Here is a 24,839-nt window from a genome sequence, read left to right as displayed (position 1 = left end):
AAAAGATGAATGTTTTTTTGTTATAATGGATTCGTTGTTCGTTTAAAACGAACTAAAATCTTTGTCTATAGATGGGAGTTATGAATTGGACAAGCTTTTTAAATTAAAGGAGAATGGTACGACCGTTCGTACAGAAATTCTCGCTGGCTTAACAACATTCTTTGCGATGAGTTATATTCTCTTTGTCAATCCAGCAATGCTATCTCAAACTGGTATGCCAGCACAAGGAGTATTTTTAGCAACAATTATTGGTGCTGTGGCTGGTACCTTGATGATGGCCTTTTATGCTAATCTGCCCTACGCACAAGCACCTGGGATGGGTCTGAATGCCTTCTTCACCTTTACAGTTGTCTTTAGTTTAGGCTATACTTGGCAGGAAGCCTTGGGAATGGTCTTCATCTGTGGAATCATTTCTTTGATTATTACCTTGACCAAGATTCGGAAGACCATTATTGAGTCTATTCCAGGATCCTTAAGAGCTGCAATTTCAGCTGGTATTGGTGTTTTCTTAGCCTATGTAGGGATTAAAAATGCAGGCTTATTGAAGTTTTCTATTGACCCGGGGACCTATACAGTTGCTGGCGAAAGTGTCGAGAAAGCTCAATCGGCTATTACTGCTAACTCATCTGCTACACCAGGCCTAGTTGCTTTTAATGATCCTGCTGTTTTAGTTGCCTTGGTAGGTTTAGCGATTACTGTCTTTTTTGTAGTAAAAGGAATTAAGGGCGGAGTTATCCTATCCATCTTTGCTACAACTGTGGTTGCCATTTCTGTTGGTTTGGTAAACCTATCCTTAATTGACTTGAGTCAAAATAATCTTGGTACTGCCTTTAAAGAGTTGGGAGAAATTTTTGGTGTAGCAATTGGTCCAAAAGGTTTAGGAGCTCTCTTTACTGATACAGCTCGTTTACCTCAGACTTTTATGGCTATTTTGGCTTTCTCATTGACAGATATTTTTGATACGATCGGAACCCTAATCGGTACAGGAGAAAAAGTTGGGATTGTGGCAAGTTCTGGAGAAAACCATGAATCTGAGAGATTAGATAAGGCTTTGTATTCAGACTTGATTGGGACTTCTATTGGTGCTATTGCAGGAACCTCAAACGTTACTACTTATGTAGAGTCAGCAGCAGGTATTGGAGCGGGAGGACGAACTGGTCTGACAGCTCTAGTCGTAGCAATCTGTTTTGCTATATCTAGCTTCTTTAGCCCTCTCTTAGCAATCGTTCCAACTGTTGCGACAGCTCCGATTTTGATTGTTGTTGGAATTATGATGCTGGGTAGTCTGAAAAACATCGAATGGGATGATTTGACTGAAGCAATCCCTGCATTCTTCACTTCAATATTCATGGGATTCAGCTACAGCATTACTCATGGTATCGCAGCTGGTTTTATCATGTACGCTCTGGTTAAAACAGTAAAGGGACAAGCCAAAGAAGTTCATACTATGATTTGGATTTTGGATGCTCTCTTCATTTTAAACTTCGTCAGTCTGGCTTTGGCAAAATAATCAGAGAAGTTGGATTTATCCAGCTTCTTTTTTATGTTGCGATTTTATGCATGAAAAAATTTTTTCTGGTATAATAAGACTTATGTTTAGTCATAATGAGAATGAGCTGATTGCTATTGGTCAGAAAATAGGCCGCTTACTTCAAGCACGAGATGTGCTGATTTTATCGGGCGATCTGGGGGCTGGTAAAACAACCCTGACCAAGGGGATTGCTCAAGGATTGGATATTAGGCAAATGATCAAGAGTCCTACCTATACCATTGTTCGAGAGTATGAAGGACGGTTGCCACTTTATCATCTGGATGTTTACCGGATTGGAGAAGATCCCGATTCGATTGACCTAGATGACTTCCTCTTTGGTGATGGTGTTACTGTTATCGAGTGGGGAGAGCTTTTGGCTGATAGTTTGCCACAAGATTACCTGAAGATTCAGCTTGTCAAAGAAGAAGACGGAAGGCGGATTTTATTCGAGGCTGTTGGACAAGCTTCAAAGGATCTCTTGCAAAAGATAGAAAGCGAAATCCGTTAATGCCAAGAGAATATGATTTGCTATTGAGGGAAGCTAAAGCTAGTGATGCGGAACTTCTGATTGACTTTCTCAGTCAGATTGGTCTAGAGTCTGATTATACGACTTTGGATGAGGAGGGAGTCATGATGAGTGTGCAGCAAATGGCTGAATTTTTAGACTTGCAGGCTTCCTTGGAAAATCGAATTTCTATTCTGGCTTTCCTAGATGAAAACTTGGCCGGACTAATCAATATTACTGCTGATCGTCATGCGCGTGTTTGCCATATTGGCGATCTGTTCATTGCTGTAAGAAAATCATACTGGAACCAAGGTTTGGGTAGGATTCTCATGGAGGAAGCCATTGATTGGGCTAGCCAGTCGGGTGTGATCCGCAAATTAGCTCTAAGTGTGCAAGTAAGAAATGAACGAGCAGTGCATCTCTATCAAAGTTTAGGCTTTGAGATTGAAGGCTTACAAAAACGTGGAGCCTATCTAGACGAAGGGAAATTTCTAGATGTTTACCTCATGGGAAAACTGATAGATTAAAAATATATGTTTAAAAAGACCTTATTAATGTTTTTAAGTTTATTGCTGGTGACAGTCATGGGAGTGGGAGCCTATGCCTGGACTATTTATGATCAGTCTACTGGAGAACTCTCGAAGACCTATAAGAGTCTGGGAGGAGAAACAGATGTTATCTCTGCTACAAAACCTATGACGATTCTTCTGATGGGAGTGGATACAGGTAGTGGCTCTCGTGAAGATACTTGGGCTGGAAATAGTGATAGTATGATTTTACTGTCCGTCAATCCAACAACTAAGAAGACAGTTATGATGAGTTTGGAAAGAGATATTCTTACCAAATTTAAGGATAAAGATGGTGAAACAGTTGAGGCAAAATTAAACTCAGCCTACGCTTCAGGCGGTGCTAAGTTGGCTATTTCCACTATCCAAGAGATGATGAATATTCATATCGATCGCTATGTTTTGATTAATATGAAGGGCCTTGTTCAATTGGTGGATGCTGTCGGGGGCATTACAGTTAATAATACCTTCGATTTTCCGATTTCTATCGAAGAAAATGAACCAGAATACACAGCTAAGATTGAGCCGGGTGTTCAAAAGATTAATGGGGACCAAGCCTTGGTATACGCTCGGATGCGCTATCAAGATCCAGAAGGAGACTATGGTCGTCAAAAACGCCAACGTGAAGTGATCAAAAAAGTTGTTGAGAAGGTTCTCAGTCTAAATAGTGTGAGTCACTATCAAGCTATTTTGAAGGCTGTTAGTTCAAATATGCAAACCAATATTGAATTAACATCTGGAAGTATACCTCAGCTTCTGGGCTACAAGGATGCTTTCAGACGAATTGATAGCCAGCAATTACGAGGCGAAGATGCGACTCTAGCTGATGGTGGAAGTTACCAAATCGTGACACGAGACCACTTGTTAGAAATGCAAAATATCTTGCGTAAGTCACTTGGATTAAGTACTTTGTCAAAATTAGAGACCAATGCAGTCTTGTATGATGAAATAGATGGAAGTGGTGGGCCTTCAACAAGTTCTTCTGCTGGCTATTCTTCGTCCTTATCGGATGCGACGGACACAGAAACGACTTATTCAAATAATACTTACTCTTATTCAACTCCGGCTAGTACCAGTCAGGGGAATACAATTACATCACCTAGTTCAGTGGATCAGACGGCAACAGCAACGCCTACGACCCAGGAACAATCTACTGCGACTGGAACAGAAGCGCAATAATAACAAAGAGTCAAGCTTTCAGCATTTGAAAACTTGACTCTTTTTAAATCTAATTATTTTTTTGTTTGATAGGAGAAGATTCCCAAATATCTTGAATTTCAGCAAATCTTGCTTGCGCTTCTTGGTTAAAAACATTGATCTTATATTGGAGGTCTTTGCTTATATCTTCCAGTGTGCTTTTTTGCTCTCTTAGGTAACTTAAGTTAGCTTGGATTTCAGATAGGCTGTCTTGTGCTTTGTGTAATAGTTGGCCAGTATCACTGATTTCGTCTGTAATGCTTTCGCGATTTTTTACCAGTAAGTAACTAGTGACGGCTGCTCCGGTAAAGAGAAAGAGGTTAGATAATTTCATTATAAGCCTCCTAATCTATAGCTTGAGAAATTTCTGCTGCCAAGCGACTTAGTTCAGAAAAGTCAGGTTCATGAGCAACAAAGGTTAGTTTTAAATCGTCATTTTCATCATAGCGTGGCGCTAAATGAACATGGGTATGAAAAACAGTTTGGCCAGCAATTTCTTCGTTATTATTAATGATATTCATGCCTGCCGCACCAGTTGCTTTCATAACTTTACGGGCGATTTGAGGCACACGTTCGAAGAGTTGACTAGAACTGTTTCCGTCCATCTCCAGAAGGTTACGAAAGTGTTGCTTGGGGACAACAAGTGTGTGACCAGGCGTTACTTGTGAAATATCAAGAAAGGCTAGAACGGCTTCGTCTTCATAGACTTTAGCCGCAGGGATGTCTCCTGCAATAATTTTACAAAAAATACAATCTGTCATAAAATGCACCTCTTTGGCTAGATTTTGATATAATAGAGGAGACTGCAATACTGAGCTTATCGTCTTAAAAAGGAGACGTCTTGTTGACTCAAGAGCAGTACCCACAATACAGATATTATACCAGAAATTGGAGAAAAAATGTTAGAAATAAAAGGGCTTACAGGTGGCTATGTCAATATTCCTGTTTTGAAAGATGTCAGTTTTGAAGTTGGAGACGGTCAGCTTGTCGGACTGATTGGTCTAAACGGAGCTGGAAAGTCAACAACCATCAATGAAATAATCGGCCTATTGACGCCTTATCAAGGGGAGATTTTGATAGATGGTTTGAGTCTGAAGTCAGACAGGACAGCCTATCGCAAAAAGATTGGTTTTATCCCTGAAACACCGAGTCTCTACGAAGAATTAACCTTGAAGGAACATATCGAGACGGTTGCTATGGCCTATGACATTGACTCGCAAACAGCTATGGATCGAGTGGATAAATTGCTTCAGATCTTCCGTCTTAAAGACAAGTTAGATTGGTTTCCTGTCAATTTTTCAAAGGGGATGAAGCAGAAGGTTATGATCATCTGTGCCTTTGTGATTGACCCTAGCTTGTTTATTGTGGACGAGCCTTTTTTAGGATTGGATCCTCTGGCCATTTCTGATTTGATTGAGCTCTTGGCAGAAGAAAAGGCTAAAGGAAAGTCTATCCTGATGAGTACTCATGTGCTTGATTCGGCAGAGAAAATGTGTGATTCTTTTGTTATCTTGCACAAGGGTCAGGTACGGGCTAAAGGAAATTTAGCTCAGTTGCGAGAAGAATTTTCATTGCCAGATGCAAGTCTCAATGAAATCTATCTAGCTTTGACAGAAGAGGCAACCCTATGAGAGAAGTATTTGCTAAGCGCAAACTGGATTTTCGGAATCAGTGTGTCAAATATCTGCGCTATGTTCTGAATGACCACTTTGTTCTATTTTTAATGGTTTTCTTGGGCTTTACAGCGGTTCAATACAGCCAGTTGCTTCGCAATTTTCCTAAAAATCATTTGCCTATCTGGCTAGCCTTAGTCTTCCTATCATTAGGCCTGATTTTTATGGGCAGGATTGCTACCTATCTTGAAAAGCCAGATAGCCTCTTTCTTTTGGCTAAGGAAGAAGAAGTCCGTGTCTATGTCGGAAAACAAAGGCGAAATTCTTTTATTCTTTGGGGAATTTTGCAAACCTTGGTTTTGCTTCTCTTGGCACCTCTTTTTCTAGCTTTAGGTATGCCTATATGGGGATTTGCTCTATATTGTTTGTTCCTATTTGCTTTGAAAGCTCTAGTATTTCAATGGAAAAGTCGGAAATTCTATTTGCAGGAAGGGCTTGATTGGAAGTCTCTAATTGCCTACGAAGAGAGACGTCAACAGCGAATTTTGCAATTTTTTGCTCTCTTTACGAATGTTAAGGGAATATCAAGTAGCGTAAAAAGACGAGCTTATTTAGATTTCTTGACCAACCGCCTGTCCAAGAACCAAGAGAAAGTTTGGGACAATCTCTTCTTGCGCTCTTATTTGAGAAATGGGGACTTTTTTGCCCTTAGTCTACGTTTGTTGATTTTATCTTTGCTGATCATTATTTTTCTGCCTCAAAGCATGATTGCAACAGTGTTTGTCGGTCTTTTTCAGTACCTCTTGCTCTTTCAGCTTCTAGCCTTGTATGACGCTTATGATTATCAATATTTAATCAAACTCTTCCCTCTAGAGGAAAGTGCAAAGGTAAAAGGAGCTAAACGAGTTATCACTAGCATTGGAGCAGTCGTATTAATCGTAGAATTATTGACAGCTCTGCTATTTTTTAAAGAAAAAATAATGGTCCTTTTTATCCTTCTTGTATACCTGATACTTTACGCAGTTTATCTACCATACAAGCTTAAAGGATTGGTTGACGAAAGGGCTTAAAACTAGTAAAATAGATTGGAAACTTTGATGGAGGGTAAGAATGGACTTGAACGATAATGAACTGACCCTAACGCCTATAAATGGTAAGAGCGGGAAGGCTTATATGGGCAGTTATCCTGATGGAGAGCGCGTATTTGTGAAGATGAATACGACTCCAATTTTGGCAGGGCTTGCTAAGGAACAAATTGCTCCGCAACTTCTATGGAGCCGCCGTCTTCCTGATGGCAATGTGATGACTGCACAAGAATGGCTGTCTGGTGAAATTTTAGGGCCGGATGGTTTGGAAAGAAAGCAAATTTTTGATATTTTAATCCGTCTGCACCGGTCACGGCCACTAATGACTCAGTTGACAAAACTAGGTTACACTTTAGAGCATCCTAATGATCTCTTAGATAACTGGGTAGAAAAAGTGCCTATGGCCTTGAAGAGCAACCAGTATTTACATTCCATCATTGCAGACTTACGTAAAAACTTGCCTGCCTTCCGAGAAGATTACGCAACCATTGTGCATGGAGATGTGCGTCATAGTAACTGGGTAGAAACAAGGAGTGGATTGATATACCTCGTTGATTGGGACTCTGTCCGCTTAACAGATAGAATGTTCGACGTAGCACATTTGCTCAGTCACTATATTCCAGAAGCACGTTGGGAAGAATGGCTGATTTATTATGGCTATAAATACAATGAAAAGGTTTTAGAAAAGCTCTACTGGTACAGTCAGTATAGCTACCTTTGCCAAGTCGCTAAGTATTATGAGAATAACGATTTAGAAAATGTGAACCGTGAAATTTATGCCTTGCGCAATTTCCGGGCCAAATACAGAAAGGAATCATGAGAGTAAGAAACCGCAAGGGGGCTACAGAGCTTCTAGAAGCCAATCCCCAATATGTCGTCTTAAACCCAGCTGATGCTAAAGGAAAATGGCAGGAGCTTTTTGGTAATGATCACCCGATTCATATTGAAGTTGGAAGTGGTAAAGGGGCCTTTATTACTGGTATGGCCAAGGCCAACCCAAATATCAATTATATCGGAATTGATATCCAAAAATCAGTTCTTAGCTACGCTCTTGACAAGGTCTTAGCAACCGATGTCCCTAATATCAAATTACTCTGGGTGGACGGTTCTGATTTGACTAACTATTTTGCTGACGGGGAAATTGATCGACTTTATTTGAATTTCTCTGATCCTTGGCCCAAAAAACGCCATGAGAAACGTCGCTTAACCTATAAGTCTTTTCTGGACACCTTTAAGCAGATTTTACCTGAAAAAGGAGAAGTCCATTTTAAGACGGACAACCGTGGTTTGTTTGAGTACAGCCTGGTTAGCTTTTCTCAGTATGGTATGAAGTTGAAAGGGGTCTGGCTTGACTTACATGCGAGCGACTTTGAAGGAAATGTTCTGACGGAGTATGAACAAAAATTTTCTAGCAAAGGGCAGGTTATTTACCGAGTAGAAGCAGTATTTTAATAAAAAATGCTGAAAAAGCCTCTATCTCTTGCTTTTTAAAGAGAGGAGTGCTATAATATAGTTTAGTGAATATTAGAAAGTGAGGCGGAGATCATTCTTCGCCTCTTATCTATGAGGAGGTGTTGTCCTATCGCAACAATTGTTGAATTAGTAACAGAAATTCTTCAACCGGCCATTCAAGCTCCATTTGAATTGGTGGATGTGGAATATGAAAAGATTGTAGGAGATTATGTTTTAAGTATCTTTGTTGATAAGCCAGGTGGTATTACCCTGAATGATACGGCCGATTTAACGGAAGTGATTAGTCCTCTGTTGGATCAGATTCAACCAGATCCATTCCCTGAGCAGTATTTCCTAGAAGTGACGAGTCCTGGTTTGGAGCGTCCCTTGAAAACCAAAGATGCAGTGGAAAAAGCTCTGGGTCAATATATCCATGTCAGCTTGTACAAGGCGGTTGACAAACAAAAGGTCATTGAAGGAATACTAGTGAAGTTCGAAGATGACCAATTGACCATGGAATACATGGACAAAACCAGAAAGAAAACCATTGAAATCCCCTATAGTCTTGTTTCCAAGGCAAGACTCGCTGTTAAGTTTTAGAAATAAAAGAAAGGATTGCTTTTGCCCAGCAAAAGCTAAGAGAACATGAGTAAAGAAATGCTAGATGCTTTCCGCATCTTAGAAGAAGATAAAGGTATCAAAAAAGAAGACATTATTGACGCAGTAAAAGAATCTCTTCGTTCTGCTTATCGTCGTCGTTATGGTCAAGCTGATAGTGCTTTGATTGATTTTGATGAGAAAAAGGGTGACTTCCATGTTTATACAGTTCGTGAAGTTGTGGACGAAGTTTTTGATAGTCGTTTAGAAATCAGTTTGAAAGATGCGCTTGCTATTAGTTCTGCTTATGAACTAGGAGATAAGATTAAATTTGAAGAAGCTCCTGTTGAGTTTGGTCGTGTTGCCGCTCAGTCTGCTAAACAGACTATTATGGAAAAAATGCGCAAGCAAACTCGTACTATCACTTATAACACTTATAAGGAACATGAAAATGAAATCATGTCAGGTACGGTAGAACGCTTTGATAACCGTTTTATCTATGTAAACCTAGGTAGTATTGAAGCCCAACTTTCTAAACAAGATCAAATTCCTGGAGAAGTTTTTGCTTCACATGATCGGATCGAAGTATTTGTTTACAAGGTTGAAGACAACCCACGTGGAGTGAATGTCTTTGTAAGCCGTAGCCATCCTGAAATGATTAAACGTCTGATGGAACAAGAAATTCCAGAAGTTTACGACGGAACTGTAGAAATCATGAGTGTGGCTCGTGAAGCAGGAGACCGTACAAAGGTTGCTGTGCGTAGTCATAATCCAAATGTAGATGCGATTGGTACAATCGTTGGTCGTGGTGGAGCTAATATCAAGAAAATCACTAGCAAATTCCACCCAGCAAAATACGATGCCAAGAGCGATCGCATGGTTCCTGTTGAAGAAAATATTGATGTTATCGAATGGGTAGCAGATCCAGCTGAATTCATCTACAATGCTATTGCACCAGCTGAAGTGGACCAAGTTATCTTTAACGCAGAAGATAATAAACGTGCTCTAGTGGTCGTTCCAGATAATAAACTATCATTGGCCATTGGTCGTCGGGGACAAAACGTTCGCTTGGCAGCTCACTTGACAGGCTATCGTATTGATATCAAATCAGCCAGTGAGTTTGAAGCTATGGAAGCAGCTAATGAATTGGGTGGCTTTGGAGAAGTGGCAGAGGAAGTTGTCTACGAAGATGATGCAAATCTGACCTATACGGACCAGGCAATGGAAGAAATGGCTGCAGCAGCACTAGCAACAGACCTTGAAGAAAGCGAAGTTACAGAGCTAGACTAAGGGGGCAAGTATGGCAAAAACACGAAAAATCCCTTTAAGAAAATCAGTTGTTTCAAACCAAGTGATTGACAAACGTGATTTACTGCGAATTGTTAAAAACAAGGAAGGTCAAGTATTTATTGACCCAACCGGTAAGGCAAATGGCCGAGGCGCTTATATCAAACTGGATAACGAAGAAGCGCTTCAAGCTAAAAAGAAACAAGTCTTTAATCGCAGTTTTAATATGGAAGTGGACGAAGCTTTCTATGATGAATTGATTGCTTATGTTGATCACAAAGTGAAAAGAAGAGAGTTAGGTCTTGAATAAACAACAAGTCGCAAATCTACTAGGTCTGGCACAAAGAGCAGGACGGATTATTTCTGGTGAAGAATTAGTCGTTAAGGCCATTCAAGAAGGAAAGGCCAAACTGGTTTTTCTAGCCCATGATGCCGCTCCAAATTTGAGTAAAAAAATTAATGATAAAAGCCACTATTACCAAGTAGATGTATCAACCGTGTTTTCAACACTGGAATTGAGCTCTGCGATTGGTAAAGCAAGAAAAGTGCTTGCCATCACAGATGCTGGTTTTACAAAGAAAATGAGGTCTATTATGCAATAGAACAGGAGGACAAGGATTTGTCTAAAAAAAGATTATACGAAATCGCAAAAGAACTGGGAAAAGAAAGTAAGGAAATTGTTCAGCGGGCAAAAGAGCTAGGCTTGGATGTTAAAAGTCACTCATCTAGTGTTGAAGCTGCTGCTGTGGATAAGATTGTGGCCAGTTTTGCTTCTGTAAAAAAGGCAGTTACTGGTGCTTCTGATGCCAAAGCAAAACCAAGTACTGAGCCAATAAAAACAGAGGCGACGCCATCAAAGCCTGCAAAGGATAAGACTGAACAGGCAGCAAACAAGCCATCACCTAGCCCAGCATCATCTCCTAAGCCTGTGGAAGAAACTAGTGCAAAAGCTCCAGCAACTAAGCAAGAGCAAGCACAAGGAACTACTGCTCCTAAAGTTACACGTCCACAAAGCCGTAACTTTAAAGCGGAAAGGGAAGCACGGGCGAAAGAGCAGGCGGAGCGCCGTAAACAACAGGGTCAACAAAGACCACAAGGAAACCGCAATGATCGCAACGAACGCCGGAATAACCAAAACGATCGCAATGACCGTAATAGTCAAAATCGCAATGATCGCCGCAATCGTCAGGAACAAGGCAATCAACATCGCAATCAAGGTCAATCACAATACAATCAACAACGCCAGTCCTTTAACCAAGGGCCTAAGATTGACTTTAAAGCGCGGGCAGCAGCCTTGAAAGCTGAGCAAAATGCTGAGTATGCTCGTTCTAGTGAAGAGCGCTTCAAACAGGCTAAGGCTAACAAGGAAGCTTTGCGGGAGCAGAATAAGCGTAAAGAACAAGCTAAATTGGAAGATTTATTTGTAGAAGTAGAATCTCCAAAAACTACAGCGCAAGCACCAGCAACACCGGCTCCAACAACTCAAGAGCCTGCTGTAGATACGCGTCGGAAGAAACAAGCACGACCTGATAAGGAACGTGATAACTTTGATCACGAAGAAGATGATCCAAGAAAACAACAAAAGAATCGAAGCAGTCAAAATCAAGTGAGAAATCAAAAGAATAGTAATTGGAATAACAATAAGAAAACGAAAAAAGGCAAGAATAATCGGAATAATAATGCGACTCCAAAACCTGTTACAGAGCGTAAATTCCATGAATTGCCAACAGAATTTGAATATACAGACGGCATGACCGTGGCAGAAATTGCAAAACGGATCAAACGTGAACCAGCAGAAATCGTTAAGAAGCTCTTTATGATGGGCGTTATGGCAACACAAAACCAATCTCTTGATGGTGATACTATTGAACTCCTTATGGTAGACTATGGTATCGAAGCTAAGAAGAAGGTCGAAGTTGACACTGCTGATATTGAACGTTTCTTTGTCGAAGAAGGCTACATCAATGAAGATGCTTTAGAAGAACGTCCACCGGTTGTAACTATCATGGGTCACGTTGACCATGGTAAAACAACGCTCTTGGATACCCTTCGTAATTCACGCGTTGCGACAGGTGAAGCGGGAGGAATTACTCAGCATATCGGTGCCTACCAAATCGTCGAAGGTGGCAAGAAGATTACCTTCCTAGATACGCCAGGACACGCGGCCTTCACATCTATGCGGGCTCGTGGTGCTTCTGTTACGGATATCACTATCCTGGTCGTTGCAGCTGATGATGGCGTTATGCCTCAGACTATTGAAGCGATCAACCACTCAAAAGCAGCTAACGTTCCAATCATTGTTGCTATCAACAAGATTGATAAGCCAGGCGCTAATCCTGAACGTGTTATCGGTGAATTGGCAGAGCATGGTGTTATGTCAACAGCTTGGGGAGGGGACTCTGAGTTTGTAGAAATCTCAGCTAAGTTTAACCAAAATATCGATGAATTGTTGGAAACAGTCCTTCTTGTGGCAGAGATCCAAGAACTTAAGGCTGACCCAACAGTCCGTGCCATCGGTACCGTTATCGAAGCACGTTTGGATAAAGGAAAAGGTGCTGTTGCGACCTTGCTTGTCCAACAAGGTACCTTGAACGTTCAAGATCCTATCGTTGTTGGTAATACCTTTGGTCGTGTCCGTGCGATGACCAATGATTTGGGTCGTCGTGTCAAAGTGGCTGGTCCATCTACACCAGTTTCTATCACAGGTCTGAACGAAACACCAATGGCTGGTGATCATTTCGCTGTTTATGAAGATGAAAAAGCTGCGCGTGCAGCCGGTGAAGAACGTGCTAAACGGGCTTTGCTTAAGCAACGTCAAGCCACTCACCGTGTCAGCCTTGAAAATCTCTTTGATACCCTTAAAGCGGGTGAAGTGAAGTCTGTTAATGTCATCATCAAAGCCGATGTACAAGGTTCTGTTGAGGCCTTGGCTGCTTCCCTACAAAAGATTGAAGTAGAGGGCGTGAAGGTAACTATCGTCCACTCAGCAGTTGGTGCTATCAATGAATCAGACGTAACCTTGGCTGAAGCTTCAAATGCCGTTATTATCGGTTTCAATGTCCGTCCTACACCACAAGCTCGTCAGCAAGCGGAGTCTGATAGCGTTGAAATTCGTCTCCACAGCATCATCTACAAGGTTATCGAAGAAGTGGAAGACGCCATGAAGGGAATGCTGGACCCTGAGTACCAAGAAAAAATTATCGGTGAAGCCCTTATCCGTGAAACCTTCAAGGTTTCTAAAGTTGGTACCATCGGTGGATTTATGGTTGTCAGCGGTAAAGTTACCCGTGACTCTAAGGTCCGTGTGATTCGTGACGGTGTCGTGATCTATGACGGCCAACTGGCTAGTTTGAAGCACTTCAAAGACGATGTCAAAGAAGTTACGAACGGCCGTGAAGGTGGTCTCATGATTGAGGGCTATAATGATATTCAAGTAGATGATACTATTGAAGCCTACATCATGGAAGAAATTAAAAAATAAAAGCTAAATCCTGAAGCTTTTAAGTCCGTATTCATGAGATCAATTTTGATGAGGATGGCAGATTCTACTGAAATCCTAGATCAAGTCATTTCTCAAAATGAGACGGCTAGCTTCTATCACCAAATAAAAATAAGCTAGGCTGAGCCTAGCTTATCTTACAGAGAAAGAAATAGAAAGGAAATCCAATGGCAAATCATTTCCGTGTAGACCGGGTTGGAATGGAAATCAAGCGCGAAGTCAATGAGATTTTGCAAAAGAAAGTCCGCGATCCGCGTGTCCAAGGTGTGACCATCACTGATGTGCAAATGCTGGGTGATTTATCAATGGCCAAGGTCTACTATACTATTATGAGTGATCTGGCTTCAGATAATCAAAAAGCCCAGTTGGGACTTGAAAAAGCAACTGGAACCATCAAACGTGAGTTAGGCCACAATTTAAAAATGTATAAAATCCCAGACCTGACCTTTGTAAAAGATCAGTCAATTGAATATGGTAACAAGATTGACCAAATGTTGCGGGATTTGGATAAATAATAGGAAAAAGACCTTCTGTGGTCTTTTTTTCTTGCACAAAATAGTATAGTTTTTTCATTTTTTTTGAAAAAGGTCTTGTGACTTTGACGATTATTCTATAAAATATAAAAGGAATACTTCGAAAGAGGTTTTAGGAGGCAAAGGATGTCCATTAATTGGCAAGATATTATTTTTAACTTTTTAGGTGGTTTGGGACTATTTCTTTATAGTATCAAGATGATGGGTGATGGTCTGCAACAAGCCGCTGGTGATCGCCTGCGTTATTTTATCGATAAGTATACCAGCAATCCTATCTTAGGTATCCTAGTTGGAATCGGGATGACAGCTCTTATCCAATCCAGCTCAGGTGTGACAGTCATCACTGTCGGGATGGTAAGTGCGGGGCTTCTGACCTTGCGCCAGGCCATCGGGATTGTCATGGGGGCCAATATCGGAACAACAGTGACTTCCTTCATCATTGGTTTTAAGCTGGGGGAATATGCCCTTCCAATTCTCTTTGTCGGGGCTGTTTGTATATTCTTTACTAAAAACCGTGCTATAAACAATATTGGTCGGATCCTCTTCGGGGTCGGAGGGATATTCTTTGCGCTGAATCTGATGAGCGGAGCGATGGAACCTCTTAAGGATTTACAGGTCTTCAAAGATTATATGATTCAGCTCAGCAAAAATCCAGTTTTGGGAGTCTTTGTCGGAACAGGATTGACTTTGCTGATTCAGGCTTCATCTGCTACGATTGGTATCTTGCAAAATCTATATGCTAGTGATTTGATTAGTCTTCAAGGAGCCCTACCGGTGCTTTTTGGGGACAATATCGGGACGACCATAACAGCTATTATTGCTTCCTTGGGTGCTAATATTGCTGCCAAACGTGTTGCAGCATCTCATGTGCTTTTTAACGTTTTTGGGACCTTGGTCTGTCTACTCTTTCTTGGGGCCTTTACTAATATGGTTCAGTGGTTCCAATCTACCTTACACTTATCGCCTGAGATGACGATTGCTTTCTCTCATGGTGCCTTCAACATTACCAATACCATTCTTCAATTCCCACTGATTGGTTTTCTTGCTTATATAGTGACCAAACTAATCCCTGGTGAAGATGAAGTTGTTAAGTACGAACCGCTATATCTGGATAAGATCCTAATCAAGCAAGCACCATCATTAGCTTTAGGAAATGCGAAGAAAGAATTGCTTCATTTGGGAAGCTACGCTGTTAAATCTTTTGAACTATCCTATGATTATTTGATCAACCATACTGAAAAATCTGCAGACAAGGGTCATAAGACGGAAGTGGCCATCAATGCTATTGACGAAGAACTGACACGTTATCTCATTGATCTTTCTGGAGAACAGCTCAATCAAAAAGAAAGTGAAGTCTTAACCAATATCCTAGACTCTTCTCGAGATTTGGAGAGAATTGGGGACCACGGTGAAGCCCTGCTTCAACTGACAGACTACCTGATTAAGAAAAAAGTTATCTTTTCAGAAGCTGCCTTGGAAGAATTAGAAACGATTTACCAAATGACCTTGGATTTTATCAAGGATGCCTTGCAATCGGTCGAAGATAATAATATTGAACTGGCTGACAGTCTAGAAGAAAAGCATACGAAAATTGATCAGCTAGAGCGTAAGCTTAGGAAGACCCACATTTCGCGCCTCAACCGCGGAGAATGTACACCACAAGCTGGGGTCAATTTTATCGATATCATTTCTCACTATACAAGGGTTGCGGACCACGCTATGAATCTGGCTGAAAAGGTCCAAGCAGAACAAATTTAGACAGGAAAAGCTTCCTGTCTTTTTAATATAATAATTTTTATAAAATAGGTCTATACCATTTACAAATAAATGGGAAAGGTTTATAATATAGATGACATAATCAATGAGTACCAAATAGGGAGAAAGTTAGTCTATTTGGACAAAATCTGGAGGTTATATTATGCCTAAATATATTAAAGCTGATCAGTTTTTCTATCCTCAAGGGATCCGTCAAGGTGGTTATTTAGAAATCAAAGACAGCAAATTTGGAAAGCTGGTCAAAGAAGTTCCTGCTGATGCTGAAGTGATTGATTACACTGGTTATTCTATAGCACCTGGTCTAGTAGATACCCACATTCATGGCTTTGGCGGAGTGGACGTCATGGACAATAACATCGAAGGCACCCTTCATACCATGAGTGATGGTCTTTTGACAACAGGGGTTACGAGCTTTTTACCAACTACTTTGACTTCGTCTTATGAGCTTTTGCTGGCTGTAACAGAAAATATCGGTGCCCGCTACAAAGAAGCTACTGGTGCCAAGATTCGTGGTCTATATTTTGAAGGACCTTATTTCACCGAGAAATACAAGGGAGCGCAAAATCCTTCCTACATGAAAGATCCTCGTATGGATGAATTTCGTGCTTGGCAAAAGGCCTCAAATGGCTTGCTAAATAAGATTGCCCTTGCGCCTGAACGCAATGGTGTCGAAGAATTTGTTCGCACGATTACTGACGAAGGTGTGACAGTAGCACTCGGCCACTCAGATGCAACCTTTGACCAAGCCAAGGCAGCAGTGGAAGCTGGTGCTAGCGTATGGGTACATGCCTATAATGGTATGCGTGGCTTGACTCACCGGGAGCTAGGTATGGTTGGTGCCATGTATGAGCTTCCTCATACCTACGCAGAATTAATCTGTGATGGCCACCATGTGGATCCTAAGGCTTGCGATATTCTGATCAAGCAAAAGGGCCATGAAAACATCGCTCTCATTACGGACTGTATGACAGCTGGCGGTCTGGAAGACGGTGATTATATGCTGGGTGAATTTCCAGTGGTTGTGGCAGATGGGACTGCCCGCCTCAAATCAACAGGCAACCTAGCGGGTTCAATCTTGAAATTAAAAGATGGATTGAAGAATGTTGTTAAATGGGGCATTGCCAATCCTCACCAAGCCGTCATGATGGCTAGCCTGATTCCGGCTAAATCTGTTCATATTGATGATGTTTGCGGTCAGATCAAAGAGGGTTATGATGCGGACTTTATCGTTTTAAATGATGATTTGGACTTGATTGCCACATACTTGGATGGTGAGAAAAGGTTTGAAGCCTAATATACAAAAGAAAAGTCTCCTAAATATTTAAAGAAAGAACAGGTGAGCCTGTTTTTTCTACTTTTAAAAACTGAGAAAATAAATTTGAATCAATAAGAAATGATGTATTCATGATATAATGATATCAACGAAATAAACAGGAGTGAAACATGAAAAAGATTGATTATAAATTTACTCTAATGGGTGTGGTCTTTCTTCTTTTTGGCTTAGCTATGAGTCGTATTCTGATGATTGTCGCTGGAGCCGCCTTTATCATCTATAGTTTTATCAGCAAGGGCATGGCTCCGACCAAGAAAAATATCTTCAAACCAGGGCCTATAGTCCCTAAGAAGAAAAAGAAGGACTAGGTTGGATAATAGACGACTATTTCTCAACAGAGCTGTTTAGCTCTTTGAGGCTCTCATAAATAATAGACGGAGGATACCTATGAAAACTTACCTTTTAAACAACGGCGTGAGAATCCCAGTGCTTGGCTTTGGGACATGGAAGGCTAAGGATGGTGAAGAAGCCTATCAGGCAACCTTAGCCGCTCTCAAGGCAGGCTATCGTCACATCGATACGGCAGCTATCTATAAGAACGAAGAGAGTGTCGGACGGGCAATCAAAGACAGTGGCGTTCCAAGGGAAGAGCTCTTCATCACGACTAAGCTTTGGAATGACAACCATACTTATGAGGAGGCTCAAGAGGCCTTTGCGGCCTCAATGGAGCGATTGGGACTGGACTATCTGGACCTCTACCTCATTCACTGGCCGAATCCCAAACCCCTAAGGGAAAACGATGCTTGGAAAAAGCGCAATGCCGAAGTCTGGCGGGCTATGGAAGACCTTTATAATCTCGGAAGGATTCGAGCGATTGGCGTCAGCAATTTCCTGCCTCATCACTTAGAAGCCTTGCTTGAAACAGCACGTATGACTCCTGCTGTCAATCAAATCCGCCTGGCTCCAGGTGTCTATCAGACAGAGGCGGTGAACTTCTGCCGTGAGCATGAGATTTTACTGGAAGCTTGGGGACCATTTGGCCAAGGTGAGCTCTTCCAAAATCCAACCGTGCAGGCTGTGGCAGACAAGTATGGCAAGACCATTGCACAAGTCTCGCTAGCTTGGAGCTTGCAGGAAGGCTTCCTGCCCCTGCCTAAGTCGGTCACTCCGAGCCGGATTGCTAGCAATCTGGACTGCTTTGACATTGAGCTTGATGCAGCAGACTTAGAAGTGCTTAAAAATATCAGTGGTCTGGCCGGTGGCGCACCAAATCCGGATGCAATGGATTTTTAGATGAAAATCCGATTTTATCGAAGTTCAGATAGAGAGGCCTTGCAGTCTTACCATTTAACCGACTTGAGATTTACCAGTCATCCTAAGGAGGCTGTCGCTGACTTAGCAAATCGCTATGCCATCTTGGGCCTTGTAGAAGATCAAATCGTAACCTTTCTAATCTTGGATGCTGGAGAAGAAAAGTACACTTATGGCGGTCAGCCAGATAGCCTGCTCCTTCGTAGCTTTTCAACGGATGAAGGCTTTCAGATGAGAGGCTACGGTAGTCAGACGCTGAAGCTCTTGCCTGATTTCATAAGAGAGCATTTGCCTATGTATAAAAGCATCATCCTAGGCGTCAATGAGAGAAATCAAGTCGCTTCCTATCTCTACCGAGAGACCGGCTTTAGCAAACAGCCCCAACGCATATTAGGACCAGCCGGCTGGCAGGAAGTGTATGAATTAAAAATATAAAGTCATCCCCAGCTTGAAAAGAGCTGGGGATTTTCTTACCAGATCATGGAAACGCTATAAAATCAAGCCTTTCTATGCTATAATAAAAATTAGAAGCATCATGCAAAAATCCTCGTGTAAAGCAGAAGGAAATCAAATGAAAACAAGCCAGGAATTAGAAATTGAAAAACAGTTGATCCAGCAGTTGGCATCTGGAGAAAGCCAGTGGACCTATCGGAAAGATCTTAAGACAGAGGACCAATTGTGGGAGAATTTTTTTGAAAAACTAGCTCAAAATAATGTCGCCATGTTAGCGGACCATCCCTTGACCGAGCAAGAAAAGCGCCAGATCAAGAACCAGCTCAACTTTGTCAGCTACTATGAAGCGGCCAAGTGGCTAGCTGGTGAAAATGGGATCGCAAAGGTAGAGGTTCAGCGCGAAGATGCTAGTCTAGGGACTATCCGTTTAGCGGTCATCTGGCGGGACAATATCGCTGCTGGAAAATCTAGCTATGAAGTAGTCAACCAAGTCGAGCGAGACAAGGCATACCCTCAAGATCAAGACAGACGAATGGATGTGACTCTTCTTATTAATGGACTTCCTATGATTCACATTGAGCTCAAGAGTCCAGGAGTTGGATTTTTAAAAGCTTTTTATCAGATAGAAAAATACGACCGTGAAGGAAAGTTCCGAGGTATTTACTCAAGCTTGCAGATGTTTGTCGTGACCAATAAGGTCGACACCCGCTATATCGCTGCAGCCCGTGAAAATAAGCTAAACAAACAGTTCCTGACCAAGTGGGTGGATAAGGACAACCGGCCTGTGACGGATTTGACCAGCTTTGCACATGAAGTCCTTTCGATTCCTCGGGCCCATCAGATGGTCATGCAGTACTCGGTCATCGACGATAGCAAGAAGGCCCTTATTCTCCTGCGTCCTTATCAGATCCATGCCATTGAGGCAGTACAGGACGCTTCTCGTTGTCAAGAGTCGGGCTATATCTGGCACACGACAGGTTCAGGGAAGACTCTGACCTCTTACAAGGTGGCCCGCAATCTCTTGCAGATCCCTGCCATCCAAAAGACCATCTTTGTCGTCGATCGCAGAGATCTGGACCAGCAGACGACTTCGTCCTTCCTCTCTTATGCGGCCAATGATGTCATTGATATTGATGAGACGGACAATACTCACGAACTAGTCAAGCGTCTAGGTAGCAACGACAAGCGCGTGGTAGTCACGACCATTCAGAAAATTACGACCATGATGCGCAAATTTGAAGAAGGCAAGTACCAACGGGATGCTGGGAAGATCAAGGACTTGCGCGTGGCCTTTGTCGTGGATGAGTGCCACCGAGCTGTTACTCCACAAATGCAAAAGGAGATCAAGGCCTACTTCCGAAACTCTCTCTGGTACGGCTTTACAGGGACTCCGATTTTCAAGGAAAACAAACGAAAACAAGTGGGAGACTTGGCTCAAACCACTCACCAACAGTATGGCGAACGCCTGCATGAATACACAGTTAAGGAAGCCATCCATGATGAAGCAGTTCTGGGCTTTAAGGTGGATTATCGAAATACCATCATCTCTGATATGCTGGAGGAAGAGATCCCTGATAGTGCTTATGAGGACAAGGAACACATGCTAGAAGTCTTGGATGCTATCCTCAATAAGAGCCAGCAACAGCTCAATATCCCTAAAGGAGTTGGAAAAAGCTATGATGCTATTTTGACGGTCAAGTCCATCCCACAAGCACAGGCTTATTATAATCTGCTCAAGAGTATCATGGCTGGCAAGGAGCGAGTCAAGGTCTCTGAGCGGGTCAAAAGTCGTTTGCCGGATTTTCCAAAGTTTACCATCACCTACTCGGTGTCTGAAAATGAGGAAGAATCCATCGGCTACCAGGAACATATGAAGCAGGTCATGGAGGACTATAACCAAGAGTTTGGGACGCATTTTAGACTAGCGGATTTGCGGGGCTTTAATAGCGATGTCAATAATCGCCTGGCCAGAAAGCAGGATAAGTACCTCTATCGCAATGAGCAGTTGGACCTAGTCATCGTAGTTGATCGCCTCTTGACCGGCTTTGATGCTCCCTGTCTCTCCACGCTCTTTATCGATCGCAAGCCTATGCGCCCACAAGACTTGATCCAAGCCTTTAGCCGGACCAATCGGATCTTTGATGACAAGAAGCGCTTCGGCCATATCATCACCTTCCAGCGCCCTCAGGCCTTTAAGGAAGCCGTCGATAATGCCCTCAAGCTCTACTCCAATGGAGGAGAAAATGAGGTCTTGGCTCCAAGCTGGGAAGAAGAAAAAAGCAACTTTCTATCAGCTTGCGGAGAATTTCAAGCCCAAGTTACGGACCATGAAGAAGAAGGAATCGCTATCGAGCAAGCTAGCACAGCTCAGCTACGTAAAATAGCGAAATCTTACCAAGCCTTTGATAAGTATCTGGCTTCTATCCGCGTCTATAATGAATACAAAGAAGAGGAGATTTACCAAGAGACTGGCTTGACGAATGCCAAGCTAGAAAGCTACCTAGGTCTCTATCAAAACATTCTAGCAGAGCTGAAAAGCCGTGTAGATGACGATGATCAAGATGATCCGCTGGATATCCACTATGAGCTAGAGTCTGTCCAGGTCGATGAGATCAACTATGCCTATATCTTGACTCTCATCCAGAGTATGATCCAGCAGGATGACAATGTAGCAGAGCCTCTTAGTGACAAGGATATTGCTGCCGTGGATGGTTATATCCAAGGCTTGAATAGGACCAATCCAGGACTTGCGGCAATCATCCAAAATCTTTGGACAGAAGTGCAAGCAAATCCAAAACTTTATCGAGGTTTATCCATCACAGGTGTCTTAGATAATATGATTGAGACGGTGATTGATAAACATATCTCCAACTTTGTCAAAAAATGGTATGTCGGAGAGGACGAGCTTCGCTACTATATTCAGCACTACCGCAAAGGCGCCAAAAAGCAAACAGGTGAAAGCCAGCTGACCAAGAGCCAACGCTATAAAGACTATAAGGTAGAAGTAGCAGATGCCCTCAACCCACTCAGCTACAAAAAACAAATCAAAGAAGCCTATACCCAACTGATCGAAGAAGTGATTGAGCCACTGAGAGTGGGAAGATAAGTTTATTTAGTTTACTAAAAACTAATATTTGCTTTACTATACTAAATGTATATGATAAAATAGTTAACGTCCATAGGTATAGCCGTATGGGATATTGGATTTAGCTTGTTCTTTGAATTATACATTGCTCACGATAGAATTATGTGGTATAATAGAAATAGGTTACGCTTACCCTTTAGCGATCTACATCGCTACGTGCACAAGTGTGAAACTATCAAAGCGCTACATTCCGCACTTTGGATCCGACCTTCGCTTATCAATTAAAGTGGAGCTCAGTTCGGCTCTTATGCAAACTCTAATTGAGTGTTTCTATACAAGAAAGGTGAAACAGTTTATGTTGTTCTTTACACTTCTTAAGATAACAAGCAATTATTTAATATTCGGTAGTTAGTAATAGTAGTTAAGCGTGCAATATTAACTTTTTAGGATTACCGACCTATTGTTAATATTGCTCCTTTTGATGTATGAAAAAAATTAATTTAAATTTATATAGATGCAAAGGTTATTTGCATATTGATAAACAAGTTTCTATTCATAAAGTTAAGAATTACATTGTAAAACCAGAGAAGATTGCTCACCATAGCTTTCTTCCTTTTTTGTGTTATGATAAGGTATCTGAAAAATATGTTGGTTACGGACCCGGTAGTTTGGGGAATAGGCCTGTTAAACAGAAAATACGTACTATAATGTATGCAGGACATTTAGATAGCTACATATATAAATATTATTCCGATATTTTAAATATCTATTATAACGAATGGATTACAGAAGCAAAACTTGATAAATATTCTGTTGCTTATCGAACCAATAGAAAGCATCAAAGTAACATTAATTTTGCAGCAGAGGCGATTTCTTTCATAGAAAAACAATCTAATTCATATATAATAGTTGGAGACTTTAAAAATTTCTTTGATACTCTTGATCATAAATTGTTGAAAGAAAGATTGGCTAAGATCTTAAATGTTAAGCAATTACCACCAGACTGGTATAATATTTATAAATCTTTAACAAAATTTGCATTTATTGAAAAAGATTCTTTAAATAATTCAGATAATCCCTTAGTTCAAAAAAATAATATTAGTTATTTTAAATGTATTAGAGATTTTAGGAAATTTCAAAAACAATATAAGTGTAAATTAAATAAGAATTCTTATGGAATTCCACAGGGCAACTCTTTAAGTGGTATCTTAGCTAATATCTATGCTATTGATTTTGATAAATGTATGTCTGAAATTTCACAAAATTTCAATGGTTTTTATCAAAGATATTCAGATGACTTTATTTTAGTTTTAAATATTGAAGAACTAAGTGAACAATATGGAGAAAATTATATTGAAAAAGTAAATGAAATTATTGCTAACCTTTCGAAAAAAAACAGAATTTATTTACAAGTGGAGAAAATTAAAACTTATTTTATTAAAGATAAAATTGTTATAAATCATAATGATAAAGTATGCCAAATTGATTATTTAGGTTTTTCATTTGATGGGAAAAATGTAAAATTAAGAGAAAAGAGTATTTATAAATTTTATAGAAACGCTCGAAAGTTAATATATGATTCAAAAGTATTGCAAAAGAGAAAAGGACTGACAAAATTACCTAATCGACATAAAATTTATTCTTTATATACTGATTTTGGCAAATCTAAATACTATCCGAGTAATTTTATAAGCTACGCTAAGCGTGCTCAACATATTTTTGATAAAATTAGTCCAAATACTAACAATTTGATGTTATCACAATTAAAAAATAGAAAGAAGAAAATTGAGAGTGCGCTAGGATATCGAATTCATTCTCATTTAGAAAAGAGTAGTAAATGAAAAATGGATCACCTAAATACAAATTTGATAAATTTGATGAGAATTGGCTTCTTGTAAAGATTAGTAATATAGCTTGTCAGTTCAAAACCGGAGGAACTCCAAATACCAAAGTGCCAATCTTTTGGGATGGTACTATACCGTGGATTCAATCATCAGATTTACAGAAGGATAAATTATTTGGTGTAAAACCTCAAAAATTTATTTCAGAGGAGGGATTACAAAATTCATCAGCAAAATTAATTCCTAAGAATTCTATTGCTATTGTTACTAGAGTCGGTGTTGGTAAATTAGCTATCATAGATCAAGAGTATGCAACAAGCCAAGATTTTTTGTCTCTATCCGATTTTAATGGAGATACTCAATTCATAGTCTATAGTATCTATAGAATGCTCCAGAAAGAGAGTACACAACTGCAAGGAACTTCGATTAAAGGAATTACCAAAGAAGACTTGCTATCGAAAAAAATAAATTTTCCCGAAATAGAAGAACAACAAGTCATCGGCTCTCTATTCCGCACTCTCGACGACCTTCTAGCTAGCTACAAGGATAATCTCGCCAACTACCAATCCCTCAAGGCAACCATGCTCTCCAAGATGTTTCCAAAAGATGGACAGACTGTTCCAGAAATCCGTTTGGATGGATTTGAAGGTGAGTGGGAAGTTCAAACTTTAAAAAAATTAGCTAGTTTTTCTAAGGGGAATGGTTATACCAAAAATGACTTGGTTAATTCTGGTAAAGAGATAATTCTATATGGTCGGCTTTATACTAATTATCAAACTGTAATTTCTAAAGTTAATACTTTTGTTACTACAGTAAAAGCAAATACTGTGATTAGTAAAGGTGGAGAAGTTATAGTTCCATCATCTGGTGAAAGTGCAGAGGATATTTCAAGAGCATCAGTTGTTGAGAAATCAGGAATTATTTTGGGTGGTGATTTAAATATAATCTACCCAGATAGAAATAAAGTGAATTCTATCTTTTTAGCTTTAACCATTTCAAATGGAAGTCAACAGAAAGAATTGATTAAAAGAGCACAAGGTAAATCAGTCGTTCACTTAAGAAATAACGATTTAGAAAAAGTTGTTTTACACTATCCCTCTATGGAGGAGCAACGTGCAATCAGCTCTTGTTTCGCAAATCTCGATAACCTCATCTCTGCTCATAAAGAAAAAATTTCTCAGTTAGAAACACTCAAAAAGAAACTCTTGCAGGATATGTTTATTTAAGGAGAAATT

At 40.6% G+C, this 24,839-nt stretch carries 24 protein-coding genes and 1 pseudogene; 23 read left to right on the top strand and 2 right to left on the bottom strand.

From position 1 onward, the window contains the following. Window positions 1-85 precede the first annotated feature (85 nt). From HMPREF3108_RS07585 to HMPREF3108_RS07570, 4 genes are all read left to right on the top strand, one after another. Window positions 86-1,510 carry an NCS2 family permease gene (locus tag HMPREF3108_RS07585; protein ID WP_045634230.1) on the top strand — a complete coding sequence of 475 codons (1,425 nt, stop codon included), beginning with the start codon at window positions 86-88 and terminating at the stop codon, window positions 1,508-1,510. 82 nt (window positions 1,511-1,592) lie between these two features. After that, window positions 1,593-2,039 carry a tRNA (adenosine(37)-N6)-threonylcarbamoyltransferase complex ATPase subunit type 1 TsaE gene (gene tsaE / locus HMPREF3108_RS07580; protein ID WP_045634229.1) on the top strand — a complete coding sequence of 149 codons (447 nt, stop codon included), beginning with the start codon at window positions 1,593-1,595 and terminating at the stop codon, window positions 2,037-2,039. Further along, on the top strand, window positions 2,039-2,563 hold the full coding sequence (locus HMPREF3108_RS07575; protein WP_045634228.1) for a GNAT family N-acetyltransferase: 525 nt from the start codon (window positions 2,039-2,041) through the stop codon (window positions 2,561-2,563). The genes tsaE and HMPREF3108_RS07575 overlap by 1 nt, the downstream gene beginning before the upstream one ends. 6 nt (window positions 2,564-2,569) lie before the next feature. Then, on the top strand, window positions 2,570-3,781 hold the full coding sequence (locus HMPREF3108_RS07570) for a glycopolymer--peptidoglycan transferase LytR (RefSeq protein ID WP_045634227.1): 1,212 nt from the start codon (window positions 2,570-2,572) through the stop codon (window positions 3,779-3,781). Between the two features lie 49 nt (window positions 3,782-3,830). Here HMPREF3108_RS07570 and HMPREF3108_RS07565 read toward each other — a convergent pair whose 3' ends face one another. After that, complete coding sequence (locus HMPREF3108_RS07565) at window positions 3,831-4,133, bottom strand: hypothetical protein (protein WP_008808540.1); 303 nt, start codon at window positions 4,131-4,133, stop codon at window positions 3,831-3,833. Window positions 4,134-4,143: 10 nt separating this feature from the next. Further along, complete coding sequence (locus tag HMPREF3108_RS07560) at window positions 4,144-4,560, bottom strand: HIT family protein (RefSeq protein ID WP_048778834.1); 417 nt, start codon at window positions 4,558-4,560, stop codon at window positions 4,144-4,146. Window positions 4,561-4,698: 138 nt separating this feature from the next. Between HMPREF3108_RS07560 and HMPREF3108_RS07555 the strand changes: the two genes are divergently transcribed. From HMPREF3108_RS07555 to HMPREF3108_RS07470, 19 genes and pseudogenes are all read left to right on the top strand, one after another. After that, window positions 4,699-5,430: an ABC transporter ATP-binding protein gene (locus HMPREF3108_RS07555; protein ID WP_048778832.1), complete on the top strand. Its 732-nt coding sequence runs from the start codon at window positions 4,699-4,701 to the stop codon at window positions 5,428-5,430. After that, window positions 5,427-6,482, top strand: a complete 1,056-nt coding sequence (locus HMPREF3108_RS07550; protein WP_070494145.1) for an ABC transporter permease — start codon at window positions 5,427-5,429, stop codon at window positions 6,480-6,482. The genes HMPREF3108_RS07555 and HMPREF3108_RS07550 overlap by 4 nt, the downstream gene beginning before the upstream one ends. A gap of 40 nt (window positions 6,483-6,522) precedes the next feature. Continuing rightward, window positions 6,523-7,317 carry a cell cycle regulator CcrZ gene (gene ccrZ / locus HMPREF3108_RS07545; RefSeq protein ID WP_048778826.1) on the top strand — a complete coding sequence of 265 codons (795 nt, stop codon included), beginning with the start codon at window positions 6,523-6,525 and terminating at the stop codon, window positions 7,315-7,317. Continuing rightward, complete coding sequence (trmB, locus tag HMPREF3108_RS07540; RefSeq protein WP_048778825.1) at window positions 7,314-7,949, top strand: tRNA (guanosine(46)-N7)-methyltransferase TrmB; 636 nt, start codon at window positions 7,314-7,316, stop codon at window positions 7,947-7,949. Before ccrZ ends, trmB begins: the two co-directional genes overlap by 4 nt. Window positions 7,950-8,060: 111 nt before the next feature. Further along, window positions 8,061-8,549, top strand: a complete 489-nt coding sequence (gene rimP, locus HMPREF3108_RS07535; RefSeq protein ID WP_048778822.1) for a ribosome maturation factor RimP — start codon at window positions 8,061-8,063, stop codon at window positions 8,547-8,549. A gap of 45 nt (window positions 8,550-8,594) precedes the next feature. Next, complete coding sequence (gene nusA / locus HMPREF3108_RS07530; protein ID WP_045634222.1) at window positions 8,595-9,836, top strand: transcription termination factor NusA; 1,242 nt, start codon at window positions 8,595-8,597, stop codon at window positions 9,834-9,836. 10 nt (window positions 9,837-9,846) lie between these two features. Further along, window positions 9,847-10,143 carry an RNase P modulator RnpM gene (rnpM, locus tag HMPREF3108_RS07525; protein WP_008808548.1) on the top strand — a complete coding sequence of 99 codons (297 nt, stop codon included), beginning with the start codon at window positions 9,847-9,849 and terminating at the stop codon, window positions 10,141-10,143. Continuing rightward, the gene (locus HMPREF3108_RS07520; RefSeq protein ID WP_012000046.1) at window positions 10,136-10,435 is read left to right on the top strand and encodes a YlxQ-related RNA-binding protein; all 300 of its coding nucleotides are present in this window, start codon (window positions 10,136-10,138) and stop codon (window positions 10,433-10,435) included. Before rnpM ends, HMPREF3108_RS07520 begins: the two co-directional genes overlap by 8 nt. Window positions 10,436-10,452: 17 nt before the next feature. Beyond that, window positions 10,453-11,236, top strand: a pseudogene (locus tag HMPREF3108_RS11075) (translation initiation factor IF-2 N-terminal domain-containing protein); the annotation flags it as partial. Window positions 11,237-11,583: 347 nt separating this feature from the next. Next, a complete protein-coding gene (gene infB, locus HMPREF3108_RS11070; RefSeq protein WP_371106298.1) occupies window positions 11,584-13,314 on the top strand; it encodes a translation initiation factor IF-2 in 1,731 nt (576 codons plus the stop codon). A gap of 185 nt (window positions 13,315-13,499) precedes the next feature. After that, entirely contained in the window at window positions 13,500-13,847 is a 348-nt protein-coding gene (gene rbfA, locus HMPREF3108_RS07510) for a 30S ribosome-binding factor RbfA (RefSeq protein ID WP_008808551.1), read from the top strand. Window positions 13,848-13,991: 144 nt separating this feature from the next. After that, window positions 13,992-15,623: a Na/Pi cotransporter family protein gene (locus HMPREF3108_RS07505; RefSeq protein ID WP_070494143.1), complete on the top strand. Its 1,632-nt coding sequence runs from the start codon at window positions 13,992-13,994 to the stop codon at window positions 15,621-15,623. Window positions 15,624-15,783: 160 nt separating this feature from the next. Beyond that, window positions 15,784-16,935 carry an N-acetylglucosamine-6-phosphate deacetylase gene (nagA, locus tag HMPREF3108_RS07500; RefSeq protein WP_061594838.1) on the top strand — a complete coding sequence of 384 codons (1,152 nt, stop codon included), beginning with the start codon at window positions 15,784-15,786 and terminating at the stop codon, window positions 16,933-16,935. A 149-nt stretch (window positions 16,936-17,084) separates the two neighbouring features. Further along, window positions 17,085-17,282, top strand: coding sequence for a hypothetical protein (locus tag HMPREF3108_RS07495; protein WP_008808554.1), 198 nt, complete (start codon window positions 17,085-17,087; stop codon window positions 17,280-17,282). Window positions 17,283-17,361: 79 nt separating this feature from the next. Next, window positions 17,362-18,207 carry an aldo/keto reductase gene (locus HMPREF3108_RS07490; RefSeq protein WP_048778812.1) on the top strand — a complete coding sequence of 282 codons (846 nt, stop codon included), beginning with the start codon at window positions 17,362-17,364 and terminating at the stop codon, window positions 18,205-18,207. After that, window positions 18,208-18,660 carry a GNAT family N-acetyltransferase gene (locus tag HMPREF3108_RS07485; protein WP_048778810.1) on the top strand — a complete coding sequence of 151 codons (453 nt, stop codon included), beginning with the start codon at window positions 18,208-18,210 and terminating at the stop codon, window positions 18,658-18,660. It begins immediately after the preceding gene. A gap of 136 nt (window positions 18,661-18,796) precedes the next feature. Beyond that, window positions 18,797-21,784 carry a type I restriction endonuclease subunit R gene (locus HMPREF3108_RS07480; RefSeq protein WP_070494141.1) on the top strand — a complete coding sequence of 996 codons (2,988 nt, stop codon included), beginning with the start codon at window positions 18,797-18,799 and terminating at the stop codon, window positions 21,782-21,784. Window positions 21,785-22,248: 464 nt separating this feature from the next. Beyond that, on the top strand, window positions 22,249-23,604 hold the full coding sequence (locus tag HMPREF3108_RS07475; RefSeq protein WP_070494139.1) for a reverse transcriptase domain-containing protein: 1,356 nt from the start codon (window positions 22,249-22,251) through the stop codon (window positions 23,602-23,604). Then, a complete protein-coding gene (locus tag HMPREF3108_RS07470) occupies window positions 23,601-24,830 on the top strand; it encodes a restriction endonuclease subunit S (protein WP_070494136.1) in 1,230 nt (409 codons plus the stop codon). The genes HMPREF3108_RS07475 and HMPREF3108_RS07470 overlap by 4 nt, the downstream gene beginning before the upstream one ends. Window positions 24,831-24,839: the final 9 nt, after the last annotated feature.

The organism is Streptococcus sp. HMSC10A01 (genome assembly GCF_001807785.1).
Lineage (GTDB): Bacteria > Bacillota > Bacilli > Lactobacillales > Streptococcaceae > Streptococcus > Streptococcus gordonii.
Note: the sequence above shows the minus strand (reverse complement) of the source record. Positions and strands in the feature narration are given on the sequence as shown.